General features: G+C 68.5%; 13 protein-coding genes. 9 read left to right on the forward strand and 4 right to left on the reverse strand.

From position 1 onward, the window contains the following. Nucleotides 1-81 precede the first annotated feature (81 nt). Nucleotides 82-837 carry a hypothetical protein gene (locus V5F59_RS13000; protein WP_393978015.1) on the reverse strand — a complete coding sequence of 252 codons (756 nt, stop codon included), beginning with the start codon at nucleotides 835-837 and terminating at the stop codon, nucleotides 82-84. A 920-nt stretch (nucleotides 838-1,757) separates the two neighbouring features. Here V5F59_RS13000 and V5F59_RS13005 point away from each other — a divergent pair. Beyond that, the gene (locus V5F59_RS13005) at nucleotides 1,758-3,221 is read left to right on the forward strand and encodes an undecaprenyl-phosphate glucose phosphotransferase (RefSeq protein ID WP_393978017.1); all 1,464 of its coding nucleotides are present in this window, start codon (nucleotides 1,758-1,760) and stop codon (nucleotides 3,219-3,221) included. A gap of 158 nt (nucleotides 3,222-3,379) precedes the next feature. Here V5F59_RS13005 and V5F59_RS13010 read toward each other — a convergent pair whose 3' ends face one another. After that, nucleotides 3,380-4,135, reverse strand: a complete 756-nt coding sequence (locus tag V5F59_RS13010; RefSeq protein WP_393978019.1) for a competence/damage-inducible protein A — start codon at nucleotides 4,133-4,135, stop codon at nucleotides 3,380-3,382. Between the two features lie 170 nt (nucleotides 4,136-4,305). Here V5F59_RS13010 and V5F59_RS13015 point away from each other — a divergent pair, with 170 nt between their 5' ends. The 8 genes from V5F59_RS13015 (at nucleotide 4,306) to V5F59_RS13050 (ending at nucleotide 12,447) form a co-directional block, all read left to right on the forward strand. Beyond that, entirely contained in the window at nucleotides 4,306-5,721 is a 1,416-nt protein-coding gene (locus tag V5F59_RS13015; protein ID WP_393978021.1) for a circularly permuted type 2 ATP-grasp protein, read from the forward strand. Between the two features lie 188 nt (nucleotides 5,722-5,909). Then, nucleotides 5,910-6,860: an alpha-E domain-containing protein gene (locus V5F59_RS13020; protein WP_393978023.1), complete on the forward strand. Its 951-nt coding sequence runs from the start codon at nucleotides 5,910-5,912 to the stop codon at nucleotides 6,858-6,860. A 73-nt stretch (nucleotides 6,861-6,933) separates the two neighbouring features. Then, nucleotides 6,934-7,773, forward strand: a complete 840-nt coding sequence (locus tag V5F59_RS13025) for a transglutaminase family protein (protein ID WP_393978025.1) — start codon at nucleotides 6,934-6,936, stop codon at nucleotides 7,771-7,773. Nucleotides 7,774-7,929: 156 nt separating this feature from the next. After that, complete coding sequence (gene pstB, locus V5F59_RS13030) at nucleotides 7,930-8,781, forward strand: phosphate ABC transporter ATP-binding protein PstB (protein ID WP_393978027.1); 852 nt, start codon at nucleotides 7,930-7,932, stop codon at nucleotides 8,779-8,781. 99 nt (nucleotides 8,782-8,880) lie between these two features. Further along, the gene (locus V5F59_RS13035) at nucleotides 8,881-9,315 is read left to right on the forward strand and encodes an HIT family protein (protein WP_393978029.1); all 435 of its coding nucleotides are present in this window, start codon (nucleotides 8,881-8,883) and stop codon (nucleotides 9,313-9,315) included. A 19-nt stretch (nucleotides 9,316-9,334) separates the two neighbouring features. Then, nucleotides 9,335-10,321 carry a beta-ribofuranosylaminobenzene 5'-phosphate synthase family protein gene (locus tag V5F59_RS13040; RefSeq protein WP_393978031.1) on the forward strand — a complete coding sequence of 329 codons (987 nt, stop codon included), beginning with the start codon at nucleotides 9,335-9,337 and terminating at the stop codon, nucleotides 10,319-10,321. 130 nt (nucleotides 10,322-10,451) lie between these two features. Beyond that, nucleotides 10,452-11,588: an ATP-grasp domain-containing protein gene (locus V5F59_RS13045; RefSeq protein ID WP_393978033.1), complete on the forward strand. Its 1,137-nt coding sequence runs from the start codon at nucleotides 10,452-10,454 to the stop codon at nucleotides 11,586-11,588. A gap of 31 nt (nucleotides 11,589-11,619) precedes the next feature. Continuing rightward, nucleotides 11,620-12,447, forward strand: coding sequence for a triphosphoribosyl-dephospho-CoA synthase (locus tag V5F59_RS13050; protein WP_393978035.1), 828 nt, complete (start codon nucleotides 11,620-11,622; stop codon nucleotides 12,445-12,447). Between the two features lie 126 nt (nucleotides 12,448-12,573). Here the strand turns inward: V5F59_RS13050 and V5F59_RS13055 are convergent, their stop codons facing one another. Beyond that, nucleotides 12,574-16,044, reverse strand: a complete 3,471-nt coding sequence (locus V5F59_RS13055) for an autotransporter domain-containing protein (protein WP_393978037.1) — start codon at nucleotides 16,042-16,044, stop codon at nucleotides 12,574-12,576. A 147-nt stretch (nucleotides 16,045-16,191) separates the two neighbouring features. Next, nucleotides 16,192-16,893: a HisA/HisF-related TIM barrel protein gene (locus V5F59_RS13060; protein ID WP_393978039.1), complete on the reverse strand. Its 702-nt coding sequence runs from the start codon at nucleotides 16,891-16,893 to the stop codon at nucleotides 16,192-16,194. Nucleotides 16,894-16,926 lie beyond the last annotated feature (33 nt).

Below are 16,926 nucleotides of genomic sequence, written 5' to 3' on the forward strand. Positions count from 1 at the left end.
TCCCGCGGGCGGCTGGAATGCACAATGATTACGGCGAGATGCCGGCGACCACCCGTCGGGGCCGCCGGCGACCGGCGTGTCTCAGTCGGCAGCCTTTCCGGCGGCGGGCGGGGCAGCCGGCGTCTGCCGCAGCTGGCCGTAGGCGACCGAAAGGAAGGCGCAGGTGACGATCACCTGGGCGGGCGATACCAGCATGGAGACGAGGGCCTCCATCGAATTGGGCAGCAGGGCATAGGCGCCCCCCAACACCACGCTGAACACAAGCGCGATCGCGATCGGCCCCGCGCACAGGGCCAGCATGTGGCCCTCGCCCATGCTCCAGGCCTCGCGCCACGAGATGAGGCTGCCGATCGCCCGCGCCGGAAGCCGCAACGCGAGGCGGGAGGTGGCAACAATGATCGCGACCACGATGACCCCGAAGAGGAGGAGCGCGGCGCCCGTGCTCATGTAGTTCGACGACTGCTCCATGAAGGCGAGGCTGATGAGCAGCGCCGGGACGATCGCGCTCAGGGCGGCGACCACGCCGAGCACAACCACATCCAGAAGATATCCCAGGACCCGGCCATAGCCCTCGCCCAGGGTCTGCGCATCGAGATGGGAGGGGCCGCGCAGGATCTCATTGTGGGTGAGCAGCGCCAGGGGAATCAGCGCCAGCGTATAGAGAAAGTCGAGGATGCTGCCCACGCCAGGCGCGACGAACCACAGGAAGGCGCAGACGACGCCCGCGCCCACATAGATTGCCAGAACCTTCGGATGGCGCAGCACCACGGCTGCCGACCATTGGAACGACCACGCCAGCGACTGCACCAGGGGGATCTTGACGTGGGGATTGTACATGGATCCTCCGGGTTCAGCGCCCCGCGGGCGCCGCAGGGCGCGGGGCGGGCGCGGAGAGAAGGTGTTGCCGCCCGCGCAGCGGCGTTCCGCGGGATGTTCTGGCGCCCACCTTCCGGCGAGGGCGCCGCGCAGACAGGCCAGCCCCGGGGCCGGCCGGCTGCCGGTGCTCTAGCGAAGGCGGCGGAGCGTGTCGAGGCCCAGGGACCTGAATACCACTGCCGTTAGGACCGGCGGCGTGGCGCGCATGCGGCCCTCGAGGCTGGCGGGACCAGGACGGCTTCGGCGGCGCCGAGACACCAGAGTGCGACAAATCGCCCCCGGGGCCCCATCACGGAAGCCCGCGTCACCCACCCCGACACCAGATCCCCCTAAGACGAGGCCGTGTCACGCAAATTCCCGTATTGCGCACCCGGCCCCGGAGGCGCCCGATGGCACCAATCTTCGCCATCCAGACCTAAGGTCGCCCGTGCGAAAGGCGGTATCGGGAACCGTTGCGGGGGGACGCCGTTGATACCTTGCTCAATTCAGGGCCTGCCACATCTTGTGGCACCGAGATGTTCGAATTGTTGGCGGAAGCGGCGATTTTGCAATGCAACAATGCCCAAAGACTACTCACAGCGGGAAAATTCCGCCATTACGCGCAAGATACGCGAGCATCACCCGCGAAGAAATTTAAAAGCATTTTTCCACTTCGATATCCCCACGTCCAATTTCTTGATATTGAAATCCCAGCCACCTCATTAAGCACCGAAGACAGCTATCTTCATTGAAAGATTAATCGTAAGTGACGAAATTATTACATGCGAAAGCCCAGCCGGAGCAAGCTCAATACTGACTTGCACCGCACCATAGCCGGATGCTATCCTTTGAATATCGATGCGGAGCGCAAGCGACTCCGGCGTGCCGGATCTGAGGGGCCAATGTCGCTTTCCACGGAGAACATCCAATTCAAGGCCACGGCGGAGGTGGCGGGGCGGAGCCGGACGGCCCGGCTCGACTACGCGTCGATGGCGCCGCTGTTCGTCCTCGTCGACGTAGGCCTCATCCTCGCCTTGAGCGTGGTGATCAGCTTCGCCGCGGCGGCGGAGATCGGCGGCGGCTTCGAGTACACGCGGCCCATCGGCATCGGCATCCTTGCCGCCGTGGCGTTCGTCCTCACCACCACGTCGCGCGGCCTCTACAAGCCCTGGCGCATGGTGCGGATCGTGGAGCAGGCGAGCGCGGCCGCGGTGGACTGGATCTTCACCATCCTCGTCGTCGCCACCGTCATCTTCTGCCTGAAGGTCGGCGATAGCACCTCGCGCCTCGACACCGGCATCTTCGCCGTGCTCGGCCTCGCCGCCATGCCGGCTTCGCGCTGGGCCATGGGCTCCTGGTTCCGCCATGCCATCGAGCGCGGGGCGGTGAAGGGACGCGCGTCCATCCTCATCGGCGATGCCGTGGAGCTGGACCGCGTGGTGCCCGGCAACGTGCTCATGCGCCTCGGCCTCCACGAGGTGCGCCGCTTCTCTCTCGCCACGTCGGGGCCCGAGGCCACCACCGGCCTTTCGGCGGAGGATTTCGACACCCTGAAGAGCGCCCTCCAGTTCGCCCGGCAGCAGCGCATCGAGGAAATCGTCCTCGCGATGCCGTGGACCAACCTGGACCGGCTCGACGCGGTGCGTTCACGCCTGCGCGCCCTTCCGGTTCCGGTGAAGCTGCTGCCCGACGATGCGGTGAGCGAGATCCTGGATGCGCCGCGGGTGGATTTCGGGCCGACCATCGCCATCGAGGTGCAGCGCGCGCCGCTCTCGCGGCTGGAGCTTCTGCAGAAGCGGGCGCTGGACATCACCGTCGCCAGCGTGGCTGTCACGCTGCTGCTTCCCCTGCTCGCGGCGATCGCCCTGGCGGTGAAGCTCGACAGCCGCGGCCCGGTCATCTTCCGCCAGCGCCGCAACGGCTTCGGCGGGCGGGAGTTCACCATCTACAAGTTCCGCTCCATGACGGTCATGGAGGACGGCGGCAAGGTCGTGCAGGCCAAGCGCAACGACAAGCGGGTGACACGGGTGGGCAAGTTCCTGCGCGCCACCAGCCTCGACGAGCTGCCGCAGGTGCTGAACGTCCTGTTCGGCCACATGTCCATCGTCGGACCGCGGCCGCACGCCATCGCCCATGACGACGAATATTCCAAGCTGATCGCCGGCTATGCCTTCCGCCACCATGTGAAGCCCGGCATCACCGGCTGGGCCCAGGTGCAGGGCCTGCGCGGCGAGACCGCCGAGCTGGAGCTGATGGCCCGTCGCATCGAGATGGACCTCTGGTACATCAACAACTGGTCCATCATCCTCGACGTCAAGATCATCCTGAAGACCTTCATCGAGGTCCTTCGCAAGGACGCCTACTGAGGCACGGGGCCTGGCCCCGCCGAGCGGGAGAGCCGCCGGGACGATGCCGGGTGGCGGGAAACAAGCGGACGAAAGATCAAAAGGCGGGGCTCGGCCCGCCTTTTTCGTGTCCGGCCCTGCCGCGGAGACCAAGCGGGAGGCCGGTGCCGCGGGATCGATCAGGCGCTCCGCACCGCCTCGTCCACCATGCGGGCCACGGCGTCGCCGGCCGCCTCCAGCACCTCGGGCGCGCGGGCGCGCACCACGAGATTGGTCTTGAAGCGGCCGTCCACCTCGTCCTTGAAGGGGTAGGAGCCGATGACCGCCTCCGGGAAGCGCCCGGCGATCTCGCGCAGCGGCGCGGCGATGTCCCCCTCCTTCGCCTCGGCGAGGATGGTGCGCGAGAGCATGGGGCGGCCCTTCTCCAGCTCCGGCAGCACCGCCTCGAGCATGGACTGCATGATGCGCGGCACCCCCGCCATCACGATCACATTGCCGATCCGGAAGCCCGGCGCCTTGGACACCTCATTGACCACCAGCGAGGCCCCGGCGGGAATGCGCGCCATGCGCAGGCGGGCCTCGTTGAGATCCTTCTCGGCGATGTACTCCAGCAGCATGGCGCGGGCGCGCGGATCCACGTCGATGGAGACGCCGAACGCCTTCGCCACCGAATCCGCGGTGATGTCGTCATGGGTCGGGCCAATGCCGCCAGTGGTGAAGACATAGGTGAAGCGCTGGCGCAGCGCGTTGAGCGCCGCCACGATGTCCTCCTCCACGTCGGCGACGATGCGCACTTCCCTTAGGTCGATACCCACATCCGTGAGTCGTTCAGCCACGTGGCCGATATTCTTGTCCTTGGTCCGGCCGGAAAGCACCTCGTCCCCGATCACCACCAGAGCCGCAGTGATCGATCGCGCGCCGTCTGCCTCGCCCATATCCTGCTCCCTGCGCATGCACGCCCATTTGACGGCGCATTTGCCTAAATTCTAGCCACCAGTCCAGCGTCACCTTGGCCCTTGGCAAGCCTTTCCCGTTTATCACTTCTTTGGCACGATGCTTGTAGTGTTCGGGAACGGTTTCCCGAGGACGCGGAGTGACAGTCCCAATGCGGCATGCGTTCGATGAAATGTCCAGTACCGACGGGACGGTCAGACCGGCCTATGAAACGCTGCGACGCTGGCTCGCCGAAGTCCCGCAGGATGTGCTGGACCATCGGCGCAAGGAGGCCGAGTTCATCTTCCGGCGCATCGGCATCACGTTCGCCGTTTATGGCGAGCAGAATGCCCAGGAGCGCCTGATCCCCTTCGACATCGTGCCGCGCATCCTCACCAAGGACGAATGGGGCCGCCTGTCCCGCGGGCTGGAGCAGCGCGTGAAGGCGCTGAACCTCTACATCAAGGATGTCTACGGCAAGCGCGAGGTGCTCAAGGCCGGCATCGTGCCGGAGGAGCTCGTCTACCAGAACCCCGCCTTCCGCCCGGAGATGAACGGCCAGCGCGTCCCGCACGACCTCTACGTGCACATCGCCGGCATCGACATCGTGCGCACCGACCCGGACACCTTCTACGTGCTGGAGGACAATGCCCGCACCCCGTCCGGCGTCTCCTACATGCTGGAGAACCGGGAGATCATGCTCCGCCTGTTCCCCGAGCTGTTCTCCATGCACAAGGTCGCGCCGGTGGAGAACTACGCCGACGACCTGCTCGCCACCCTGCGCTCGCTCTCGCCCCATGGCGGGCATGAGCCGAACGTGGTGATCCTCACTCCCGGCATCTACAATTCCGCTTACTACGAGCACTCCTTCCTGGCCGACAAGCTGGGCGTGGATCTGGTTGAGGGCCGCGACCTGTTCGTGAAGGATGCGGTGGTCTACATGCGCACCACCGAGGGGCCGAAGCGGGTGGACGTGATCTACCGCCGCCTTGACGACGACTTCATCGACCCCCTCGCCTTCCGCCGCGACAGCGTGCTCGGCGTGCCGGGACTCATGAGCGCCTACCAGGCCGGCAATGTCACCCTCACCAATGCGGTGGGCACGGGCGTAGCCGACGACAAGGCGGTCTATTCCTACATGCCGGACATCATCAAGTTCTACCTGGGCGAGGAGCCGCTCCTGCCCAATGTGCCCACCTGGCGCTGCCGCGAGGCGGACCACCTGAAATACGTGCTGGACCACCTGCCCGAGCTGGTGGTGAAGGAAGTGCACGGCTCCGGCGGCTACGGCATGCTGGTGGGCCCCGCCGCGGACAAGGCGCAGATCGAGAAGTTCCGCGACAAGCTCAAGGCGGACCCGGCCAACTTCATCGCCCAGCCCACCCTCGCCCTCTCCACCTGCCCGACGCTGGTGGAAAAGGGCGTGGCGCCGCGCCACGTGGACCTGCGGCCCTTCATCCTCTCGGGCTCGGACAAGGTACGCATCGTTCCCGGCGGCCTCACCCGCGTTGCCATGAAGGAGGGCTCCCTCGTCGTCAACTCCAGCCAGGGCGGCGGCACCAAGGACACCTGGGTGCTGGACGCATGAGCACTTCGTTCCATGCTGCGGGTGCTGAACGCATGAACACCTCGTTCCATGCTGCGGGTGCTGAACGCATGAGCGCATGCGCGCCCACCACCTGACGGGGCTCCGGGCGCGCCACGGCGCCCGGGATCCGAACGCCTGAGCGCGGCTCAACCGCGCCTCGCATCTTCTCCTTCCGCAATGGGCTCCCCATGCTATCGCGCACCGCCGACAACCTTTACTGGCTGACCCGCTACGTGGAACGCGCCGACTGCCTCGCGCGCATCCTCGACGTCTCCCAGCGCCTCGCCTACACCCCCGTGACCTACGGCGGCTCCACCAACGAATGGGGCTCGGCCGTGCTCACCGCCGGCTGCGCGGACGATTTCGTGGCCCGCTACGGCCCCCTCGACGAGGCCAAGGAGGAGAACGTGGTCTCCTTCCTCGCCTTCGAGGCGGAGAACCCCTCCTCCATCCGCAACTGCTTCGAGGTGGCGCGCACCAATGCGCGCTCGGTGCGCACCGCGCTCACCTCGGAAATGTGGGATGTCATCAATTCCGCCTGGATCGAGCTCAGGAACTTCCCCAACCGTGCGCTGACCCGCGAGGAGCTGGCGCGCTTCCTCGCCTTCGTGAAGGAGACCTCGCTGCGTTTCGACGGCGCGACCTTCCGCACCATGCTGCGCAACGATGCCTACTGGTTCGCCCGCTCCGGCGCCCAGCTGGAGCGCGCCGACAACACCGCCCGCATCCTCGACGTGAAATACCACGTGCTCCTGCCCGAGAAGGAGCACGTGGGCGGGCCGCTCGACTACTTCCAGTGGGCCTCCATCCTGCGCTCGGTGTCGGCGCTGACCGCTTTCCACTGGGTGTATCGCGACAGCGTGAAGCCCTGGCTGGTGGCGGACCTTCTGATCCTGAACCGGCAGATGCCCCGCTCGCTGGCCGCCTGCTACGATTCGCTGGCGCGCAACCTGGACGACATCGCCACCGTCTACGGCCGGCAGGGCCCCTCGCAGCGGCTCGCCCGCTCCATGCTGGCGCGGCTCACCAACCGCAGCATCGAGGACATCTTCCAGACCGGCCTGCACGAATTCATCTCGGGCTTCATCTCCGATAACAACAAGCTGGGCGCGGAGATCACCGAGCAGTACCTCACCTGACGGCCGGGCCGGTCCCGCCGGCCCGCACATCTTAAGCCGCCTTGCACACGCACCTCTTCGGGGAGGACCGCCCATGCGCATCCGCATCCGTCACGAGATCACCCAGCGCCTCGAGCCCGGCACCCGCAACATGGCTGTCACGGTGCGGCTCACCCCGCGGCCGCACGAGGGGCAGTTCATCACCCGCTGGTCGCTGGACCTCAATTCCGACTGCCGCCTGACCCCCCAGGAGGATGCGTTCGGCAACCTGTGCCACACCTTCACCGTGGACGGGCCGGCCGAGCGCCTCTCGCTGATCGCCGAGGGCGAGGTGGAGACACAGGACACCACCGGCATCGTCCGCGGCACCGTGGAACGCTTCCCGCCCTCCCTGTTCCTGCGCCAGACCGACCTCACCGAGCCCACCTCCGCCGTCGGAGACTTTGCCGCGCGGGTGCAGGAGCCCTCCGGCGACATCCTCGCGCGCCTGCACGCTCTGATGGTGCTGGTGCACGAGGCGGTGGAGGAGCAGGACGGCCCCGCCATGGGCGACCCCCTCGGTGCCGATGCGGCGCTCGCTGCCGGCAAGGCGTGCTCCGCCGGCATCGCCCACCTGTTCACCGCCGCCGCGCGGTCGCTGGGCCTGCCGGCGCGCCACATCTCCGGCTATGTGGCACCCGAGGGCGCCAAGGAAGGCGAAGGGGCCACCCGCCACTGGGCCGAGGCATACGCGGCCGGCATTGGCTGGATCTCGTTCGACGCCGGGCGCAACCTGTGCGGCACCGAGCATTACGTGCGCCTGGCCGTGGGGCTCGATGCCATGGGCGTCGCGCCCCTGCGCAGCACCGGGCTGGAGCTGGAGGAGCGCGTGAGCGCCCTCGACGGCCGGGGCCCGCTGAAGGTGCTCCAGGCCCAGAGCCAAGGCCAGAACTGAGCCCGGCGGCTTGGAGCGGGGACACGCGAGCCCTCGCCGGCGAACGCAAGTCAATAGCCGGCTTGACGAAATCTGAAGGAAGGTGACATCGCGCAAAGCGGGCGGGGCCGGGCTGGTCTAAGGTGAATATGAAAGATCCCAGACGGGAGACATGCCATGTTCCTCCACCCGCCGTTGCTTCCCTCTGCTGAAGGCGCGGTCGCCGGAAGCACCGTCCCGGGGCGGCAGCAGCTTGGGGCGTTTCAGGTCGCGCCCGCGGTCAAGCTGGAGGCGCGCCACCTGAATTTCTTCTACGGGAAGCAGCAGGCGCTCACCGATGTATCGGTGCCCCTGCACGCAAACCGTGTGACCGCCTTCATCGGACCGTCCGGCTGCGGCAAGTCCACGCTGCTGCGCGTGTTCAACCGCATGTACGAGCTCTATCCGGACCAGAGGGTCGAGGGCGAGGCGCGCATGGACGGGGTGGACATCCTGTCCCGCGCGGTGGATCCGGCTTGGCTGCGCGGGCGCATCGGCATGGTGTTCCAGAAGCCCACGCCCTTCCCCATGTCCATCTTCGACAACGTGGCCATCGGCCTGCGCCTCGCCGAGGACTTCTCCCCCCGCGACCTCGCTTTGAGGGTGGAGGACGCCTTGCGCCAGGCGGCGCTGTGGGACGAGGTGAAGGACATCCTGAAGCAGAGCGGGCTCAGCCTCTCCGGCGGCCAGCAGCAGCGCCTGTGCATCGCCCGCGCCATCGCCCCGCGACCGGATGTGATCCTTCTCGATGAGCCATGCTCCGCGCTCGACCCCATCACCACCGCGCGGATCGAGGAGACGATCGAGGAGCTGAAGGCGCACTACACCCTCGCCATCGTCACCCACAATCTCCAGCAGGCGGCGCGCGTCTCCGATTTCACCGGCTTCATGTATCTGGGCATGCTCGCCGAATTCTCCCCCACGAGCGACCTTTTCACCCGCCCGAAGGACCCGCGCACCCAGGCCTATGTCACCGGCCGCTTCGGGTAGCGGGACATCTGCCCACCGGCGGCGCGGGCGGCGGCGCCGCGCCCTCTTGACCCCCCGGCCCGGCCCTGCAATCTCCTCCGCACGAACGGAGGATGCCCGATGACCGCAACGCCGGCCTACGACCCCAACAACATCTTCGCCAAGATCCTTCGGGGCGAGCTGCCGGCACACAAGGTCTATGAGGACGAGAAGGCCATCGCCTTCCTCGACATCATGCCCCGCTGCCCCGGCCATACGCTGGTGATCCCCAAGGCACCCGCGCGCAACATCCTCGACATCGCCCCGGACGACCTTGCCCATGTGGCGAAGGTGGCGAAGAAAGTGGCCGTCGCCGCCAAGGCCGCGTTCGCGGCGGACGGCGTTACCGTGCAGCAGTTCAACGAGGAGGCTGGCGGACAGGTGGTGTTCCACCTCCACATCCACGTCATCCCGCGCCATGCGGGGGAGGCCATGAAGCCCCCCGCCAGCGCCATGGAGAAGCCCGAGGTGCTCGCCGCCCACGCGGAGCGGCTGCGCTCCGCCCTCGCCGGTTGAGCAATTGGCGACATTTCCCTTGGCAGCGGACCTCTCCCGGGCGGCGGGCGTCACCATTCGCGCGCCCGCCCGGCTGCACCTCGGCTTCCTCGATCTCGGCGGGGCGCTCGGCCGCCGGTTCGGCAGCCTCGGCATCGCCCTCGATCGGCCGGTGACGGAAGTCACCGTGCGCCGCGCCGGGCAGGACGCGGACGCCGGGCCGGACAGCACCCGCGCCGCCCGCGCCCGCGACGGGGTGCGCGCCGCCCTCGGCCTCACGGAAAGCTTCGCGGTGGAGGTGGATGCCGCCTTGCCCGCCCACAACGGGCTCGGCTCCGGCACCCAGCTTGCCGTAGCGGTGGGGGTCGCGGTGGCGCGGCTCACCGGCCATGCGCTCTCGGCCCGCGAGGTGGCGGGTCTGCTGGGCCGCGGCCGGCGTTCCGCCATCGGCATGGAGGCGTTCGAGGCGGGCGGCGTCATCCTCGACGGCGGCAAGGCCATGTCGGAAGACAGGGCCGCCTTGCCCCCGCCCCTTCTCGCCCGCCTGAAGCTGCCGGAGGACTGGCGCATCCTCCTGGTGTTCGACCGGGCACGGGAAGGCCTCTCCGGCTCGCAGGAAATGGCCGCCATGGCCCAGCTGCCGCCATTCCCGGCGGAGCAGGCGGCGCATATCTGCCACCTGATGCTGCTCAAGGCATTGCCGGCGCTCGCGGAGGGCGATGCGGCCGCGTTCGGCGCGGTCATCGGCGAATGGCAGAGGGTACTGGGAGACCACTACGCCGCCGCCCAGGGCGGCGGGCGTTTCCTGAGCCGGCATGTGGCGGAGGCCATCGCCTTCCTGGAGGAGGAGGGCGTCTCCGGCGTCGGCCAGAGCTCCTGGGGGCCCACCGGCTTCGCCATCGTGGGCAATGAGGCGCAGGCCGCGCGCCTGCTTCAGGCCTTGCACCGCCGCTTCGCATCGTACACAAACCTGTCATTCGACAGCGTGCGGGGAAACAACCAGGGCGCCGAGATCACCGCCCTGTAGATCCCCACGCGCGCCGCACGGGGATGGGGCGGCGCAAAAGGGAGACGGCGTGGAGCCTGCGGGCCGCGCCGGAAACAAAACGATCGGCGGCTGGCGCCGGACCGGTCCACGAAAGAACAGGCTGGGATACATGGATCTTGCCCTTATCGCCCTCTCCGCGCGGCCGCTGGCCGCGAGCGCTGCACGGGCTGGATTCGCCGCCCTCTCGCTCGACCTGTTCGCTGATCTGGATACCTGCGCCCATGCGGCGCGCTGCGTGCGCGTGCACAAGAAGAACGGCTGCGCCTTCGATCCGGACGACCTTGTCCAGGCCCTGACCACCCTCGCCCCCGCCGGCCTGCCGGTGGTGCTCGGCGGCGGCCTGGAGGACGATCCGGACCTGATGGTGCGCATCGCCGAGCGCAATCCCATCCTCGGCAATTCCCCCGCCACCGTGCGGGTGCTGAAGGACCCCATCGCGCTCGCGGCCCTGTGCGGGCACCTGGGCATTCCGTTCCCCAAAGTCAGCCTGGAAGCGCCCACCTCCGACACCTTCCGCTTCGCCCCGGTGCTGGAGAAGAAGATCGGCGGCGCCGGCGGTGGCCACATCCGCCGCCGTGTGGCCGGCGACCTCGCCCCGCCCGCTCCCGGTCACTACCTCCAGGCGGAGGTGGAGGGCACCTCCCTCTCCCTGCTGCTGCTGGCCAACGGTGCATCGGCGATGATGGTGGGCGCCTCGCGCCAGTGGCGGGCGACCGATGCGGAGCATCCCTTCCGCTATGGCGGCGCCGCCGGCCCGGTGGTCCTGCCGCCGGCTTTCGCCGCGGCGATGTGCGAGGGCGCGCTGAACATCTCCCGCGCCTGTGGTCTGGTGGGCCTCATCTCCATGGATTTCGTGGTCTCGGGGGAGGCTTGGCACCTGGTGGAGGTAAACCCCCGCCTCGGCGCCACCCTCGACATCTTCGACGTGGATCCGCTTCCCCCGCTGATGGGCCTCCACCTCGCGGCCTGCGGCGGGCGGCTGCCGGCCGGCCTGCCCACCCCGTCCGAAGCCCATGCGGCGGGCGTCATCTATGCCGACCGGGACCTTGTGGTTCCCGACGGCGTGCTGCCCGATCACATATCGGACCGCCCGCCGGCGGGCGCCGCGGTGGCGAAGGGCTCGCCGCTCTGCACGGTGCGCACCAGCGGCCCCACGGTGGAGATCGCCGAGCAACGGCTCGCCACCCTCATCCGCGAGGTGCGCGAGAAATTCGGCCTGCTGCCGGCCGAGGCGCCGGCCCCGTGATCCGCCGGTGCCTTGGCGGGGCGGGCCGGGAATGACCGCGCCCGCCGAAGCGGCACGGGCCTTCGAGGCTGCCTGCCGCGCCGAGCTTACCGCGCTGAAGCCGGGCAATGTGCATGTGTTCGCCCCCGGCCACGGCATGGAGGTGGCCCATTTCGAGCGGGCGGCGGCGGCGGCGGCTCCCGCCATCTGCGCCCTCGGCCTGAGCGTAGGCGGACGGATCGAGGCGGCAGTGAAGGCCTCCCTCGCGGTGGCCGGCTGCAATACCAACCTCGGCATCATCCTCTTGTGCGCGCCGCTCGTTTCGGCCGCCCTCTCGACCGGCGGGAAGAGCCTGCCCGCACGCCTCGCCAAGGTGCTGGACGCCCTGGACGTGGCGGATGCCGAAGCTGCCTTCCGCGCCATCGCCGCCGCCTCCCCCGGCGGACTGGGCTCGACGCAGGAGGCGGACGTGCGCGGGCCGGCCACCCTGTCGCTCGCCGCCGCCATGGCGCTCGCGGCCGATCGCGACATGATCGCCCGGCAATATGGCAACGGCTTTGCGGAGGTGTTCAGCCTGGGCGTGCCCGCGCTTCAGGAGGCGCCCACCGCGCCCGAGCGGGTGGAGGATGCCTTCCTCGCCTTCCTCTGCGCCTTCCCGGACAGCCATATCGCCCGCAAGTTCGGGGCACAGGCAGCGGAGGGCGTACGGGCGGAAGCCATCGCGGTGCAGGCGGCGATCAACGGCCTTGCGGGCGAGGAGCGGCACAGCGTGCTCGCCGCCTTCGATGCGAGTCTCAAGGCCCGTGGCCTCAATCCTGGCACCAGCGCCGACCTCACGGTGGCGAGCATTTTCACTGCCTTGCTGCAGCGGTCGGACTGAAAAGGGGCGGCGCAGGGCCGCCCCGAGGATCCACCGTGATCCATGCCTCCGGCCATCGGCCCCGGTCTTTCACCGATACCGGGAGGGGGCGCTGGGCTCGCGAGTCACCCTCACGAGCCCTTGGCATCAGAAGCGCACGGAGAGCGAGGCCTTGCCCGCATTGTAGGTGGTGTCGCCACCCACCATGCCGTCATAGGCGATGCCGAAGGTGACGCCGGTGCCGAAAGCGAAGTCGAGCCCGGCCGAGGCCACCAGGCTGTCCGTGGCGATGGGCAGTCCGTCCACACCGAAGGCGGTGCCGGTATTCACGAAGGTCAGCGTGGCCTCGGGCGTCACGTCGCCGAAGGCGTGGCGCCAACCGGCGGAGGCATGGGGCGTCGCCGTCATCCCGCCGCTGAGGACGAAGCTGGACGCGAGCCGCACGCCCAGGGTGGAATAGGTGTTGTCGAACGACGTGCCGGCGGAGGCGAGGCCGGCGACGGGCGCGTTGCTCTCCGCGAAGGCGCCGAGGTCCACCCGGGTCCAGGCGATGGCGGCGAACGGCTCCAGCGCCACCTGGCCGAAGGCGAAGCCGTAGCCCGCCTCGGCGAAGAGGTTGGCCGAGGTACCGTCGTAGCTGGCGACGGGCGCCTCGCCGGTGAGGGCCACGAAGCGGCTGCTGTCGATGCTGCTCCAGCCGTAGGTGGCGCCGGCGCGCAGCTTGAGCGCATCGAAGGCAGCGGCGCCGTAGGCGGCGATGCGCCAGGTCTCGGTGTCGGCGGAGCCGTTGTCGCCGCTGGTGGAGGCAGAGGAATAGCCCGCCGCCAGGCCGAAGCTGTAGTTGGAGAAGGCCACGTCCGCGCCCATCAGCACGCCGCCCACATTGGTGTCGGCCGCAACCGCATTGCCGATGCTGGAGGAGCTGAGCCACTGGCCGTAGCCCTGCGCCCAGGCCGAATAGACCGGGCCGGAGGCGGCCGCCGGTGCCTTCAGCGCCTTGAACGCACCCGCGGCGGGCGAGGCCGGGTCCGCATAGGAGAGCACCGCCGGTCCGCCGAAGCCGAGCGCCTGCGACGGCCCGCCCGCCCCCTGGTAGCCGAACTCGCGCAGACGCGAGAGGAGGATGTCGTTGACCAGCATGTTCTCGGTGGCGATCACGCCCGGCAGGGTGGCATGGATGTCGCCGGAGAGCTGGGACAGGGCGAGGGTGGGGTTGCTCGCGGCCGTCTGGGTGACGAAGTCACTGAACAGCTCGGAGGTGTTCACCTTGGGCCCGGAGCCGATGCGCTCCAGGGCGCCGGCCACCGCGCGCTGGTTCGCCGTACGGGCATAGCTGGCGAAGGCCACGCCGTTCCGCTCCAGGGCGAGGTAGACGTTGTTGGTGTCCTGGCTCAGGGCCGGATCGACGAAGAGATAGTCGATGGGGGTGTACACATTGAGGGCGAACGAGCCGCTGACACCGCCCTGCGAGGACAGGATCGTATAGCGCGTGCCCCAGGCCAGTTCGCCGAGCATCGCCACCTCGGCGCCATCGGCAATGGTGGTCTTGCCGCCGACATTGATGAAATCGCTGTTGCCGGCGGTGTTCACGTCCACCACGTAGGTGCCGGCGATGGCGGCATTGCCGACCACGTTGAGCGTGCCGAAAAGCGAGACCGAGGAGGCAAGGTCGATGTTCGCCACGCCCGAGGTCGAGAGGCTGCCCACCGTTCCCCAGCCGAAGAGGTTGCCCTCGATGAGGGCGGTGCCCGACACGCTGAGCGAGGCGTTGGCGAGGGAGGCGCCCTGCAGGGAGACGGTCGACTGGTCGAAGACCACCGCGCCCGCGAAATCCGAGCTGCCGGACAAGGTGGTGAACGAGTCGGTGCTTGCCGTGAGGCGCTCGAAGTTGCGGTAGGTGGCCGCATTGCCGAGGAGGCTCACGTCGAAGCTGACGTTCTCGCCGTTCCGGCCCAGCTGGAGCGTGTCGGCGCCGCCCTCGGCATCGACGATGCCGCTGACGCTGGAGCCGGCCCCATAGACGAACAGGTCGTTGCCCGCGCCCATCTGCACGGCATAGGTGGTGCCGGAAATGGTGCCGTAGTTGACGACCGTGAGGCTCTTCGAGGCATCGACGCCGGAGTTCACATAACGGATTCCGTAGCCGTCGAGGCCCCGGATGGTGCCGTAATTGGTGATGCTCATGGCGGCGAAGGCGTCGCCACCGTTGCTGTCATCCACGAGGATGCCGTTGTTGGCGCCGGAGATGAGGGCCGAGGTGTGCGTGGCATCGCCGTTCACGATGGTGCCGCCGCCGATGGCGATGCCCTCGGAGGTGCTCGGCTTGCTCTCGCCCGGCTTGGTGCCCTTCGAGCCGAGCCCCTGGATGGTGCCGTAATTGTAGACGGTGCCGGCCTGGTCGAAGTCCACGCCGTCGCCGTCGCCGAAGCTGGCGGCCGGATCGAAGGTGCCGGAGATGGTGCCGTAATTGGTGACGATGCCGGTGCCGTTGGAGTTCACGCCGGAACCGTTGCGGCCCTCGATGGCCCCGTAATTGGTGACGATGAGCGTGTCGTCGGTGCCCGTCGCCTTGATGCCGTGGTACGCGCCGGAGATGACGCCGCCGGCATAGTTGTTCACCGTGAGGGTGATGGGCTGGCCCTGGTCGTCGCCGCTGACCTTGATGGCCGAATTGTTCTGCGTATCGGCTGTCCCGGCGGCGTAATAGGACGAGATGGTCCCGTAATTGTCGATGGTGAGGCCGTTGGTGCCCTGGATGGCATCGTTGTCGGCGCCCGTGATCAGGCCCGTCGCCTCGTTCTTGATCGTGATCGTGGCGTGGGTGGAATAGATGTCGCCGAGATCGATGGCCTGACCACCAGACGTGGACCGGATCGTCCCCGCATTGGTGATGGAGATGACGGGAGACGCGGTGCTCGTCGTCGTCGACGAGATTTTGATGGCGTCGTCGGTGCCGGTGATGGTCCCGCCGAACTCGTTCGTCAGCGTGAAGCTCTGGAGGGTGTCGAAGTTCGACGCGGTATCGAACTTGATCGCCCGCTTGCCGGAGGACGTGGTGGAGATGGCGCCGGCATTGGTGATCTCGATGGTCCCGCCACCAAGGCGGATCGCATCCGAGCCGGCCGAGGTGATGGTGCCGGTTCGGCTATTGTCGATCGTCACCGTCGCGGTGGACGAGGTCGCCTTGTCGAAGTCGAGCGCCTGACCCGTGGTCGAGCTAATGGTGCCGTCGTTGTTGACGATGACCGTGCCGTTCGCCAGCGTGCCGTTGATGCGGAAGGCATCGTCGGTGGAGGAGACGGAACCGGTATTGGTCAGGGTGAACAGGCCGGAAACGTTGGACGCCGTATCGATGGCGCGCTTGGTGGAGGTCACCGATCCGGCATTGGTGATGATGACGCCGGGCGAGGTGGTGGCCGCGCCGCTCCACGTGATGGCGTTGGAAGCGCCACCGGAAAGGGTCGCCCCAGAGGAAATCTCGCCCGTGTCACTGCCGGAAACGCTCTGCGCGCCGGTGGCTGGAGGCACCGTGAAGGATCCGGCAAAGGCGGGGATCGACAGGCCGGTGCAGAACAGAGCCAGGACAATGCGGCTCGCGGACGAATGAAGGGGAGACATCGGCAGGGATCCGGGCAGGAGGTCCGTGGATACGGCTGACCCCTGCCTAGGAGCCGGGTGCTACAGTTCCGTGACAACCCGCGACCTTACGGCATCTGAGCCCGGCGGTGTGTCCCGCCGGTAACAATTGACCACCCGTCGTGAAGCTCAGGCCCACGCCCGCGCCGCGGCAGGATCAATCCGCCCGTCGTGCAGGGCGCTCGCCACCAGCGCCCCCGCCACCCCGGCCTCAGCCAGCGCGGCGAGGTCGGCCGGGCCGCGCACGCCACCCGCGGCGAACAGCGCCGGGGGCACGGCAAGCCCACCCGCGCGCTCCGCCACCGCCCGCAGCGCGTCCAGGTCCGGCCCCTCGCCCGAGCCGACGCGGGCGAGCGTCATGACGATGACCCGCTCCGGCCACAGGCGTGCCTGGTTGTGCACGGCCGCTGGGTCGCGCGGGCCGGCGGCATCCGAATCGAGGGAGAGGATGACAGGCCGCTGGGCCAGCACGGCGGCGGCTTCGCCGGTGAGCGATTCGGTGCCGACCACGCTGGTGCCGCGCCCTGCGCCAGCCCGCCGCCGGACGCTCGCGGCATCCGCCTCCCCCGCGTCCACCCAGATGTCGAGCTGCGGATGGGCGCGGCGAATGGCATCGATCTCGGCCACATGGCCGCCGATCCCGGCGATGGCGTCGAGGTCGGCGACATAGAGCGTGCGGAAGGGCGCGAGGGCCAGCAGCCCCGCCACCACCTCGAGCGGAGCGGCGGATTTCGCCAGGGGCGTCTCGATGGGGCGATATGCGTCGCGCGCTCCGCGACGCGCATGCACCACACACTCTCCCTTAAGGTCGATGACCGGGATAAGCTGCATCTACTGCACCGTTAAAGCCGCCCCGAAAGGAGC

It is taken from the genome of Xanthobacter nonsaccharivorans, from assembly GCF_043194755.2.
Classification (GTDB): domain Bacteria; phylum Pseudomonadota; class Alphaproteobacteria; order Rhizobiales; family Xanthobacteraceae; genus Xanthobacter; species Xanthobacter autotrophicus_G.

Excerpts from the sequence above, each read along its gene's own strand:
- V5F59_RS13000 (WP_393978015.1), bottom strand. The coding sequence starts at position 837 with ATGTACAATCCCCACGTCAAGATCCCCCTGGTGCAGTCGCTGGCGTGG.
- V5F59_RS13005 (WP_393978017.1), top strand. The coding sequence starts at position 1,758 with ATGTCGCTTTCCACGGAGAACATCCAATTCAAGGCCACGGCGGAGGTG.
- V5F59_RS13010 (WP_393978019.1), bottom strand. The coding sequence starts at position 4,135 with ATGGGCGAGGCAGACGGCGCGCGATCGATCACTGCGGCTCTGGTGGTG.
- V5F59_RS13015 (WP_393978021.1), top strand. The coding sequence starts at position 4,306 with ATGCGGCATGCGTTCGATGAAATGTCCAGTACCGACGGGACGGTCAGA.
- V5F59_RS13020 (WP_393978023.1), top strand. The coding sequence starts at position 5,910 with ATGCTATCGCGCACCGCCGACAACCTTTACTGGCTGACCCGCTACGTG.
- V5F59_RS13025 (WP_393978025.1), top strand. The coding sequence starts at position 6,934 with ATGCGCATCCGCATCCGTCACGAGATCACCCAGCGCCTCGAGCCCGGC.
- pstB (WP_393978027.1), top strand. The coding sequence starts at position 7,930 with ATGTTCCTCCACCCGCCGTTGCTTCCCTCTGCTGAAGGCGCGGTCGCC.
- V5F59_RS13035 (WP_393978029.1), top strand. The coding sequence starts at position 8,881 with ATGACCGCAACGCCGGCCTACGACCCCAACAACATCTTCGCCAAGATC.
- V5F59_RS13045 (WP_393978033.1), top strand. The coding sequence starts at position 10,452 with ATGGATCTTGCCCTTATCGCCCTCTCCGCGCGGCCGCTGGCCGCGAGC.
- V5F59_RS13050 (WP_393978035.1), top strand. The coding sequence starts at position 11,620 with ATGACCGCGCCCGCCGAAGCGGCACGGGCCTTCGAGGCTGCCTGCCGC.
- V5F59_RS13055 (WP_393978037.1), bottom strand. The coding sequence starts at position 16,044 with ATGTCTCCCCTTCATTCGTCCGCGAGCCGCATTGTCCTGGCTCTGTTC.
- V5F59_RS13060 (WP_393978039.1), bottom strand. The coding sequence starts at position 16,893 with ATGCAGCTTATCCCGGTCATCGACCTTAAGGGAGAGTGTGTGGTGCAT.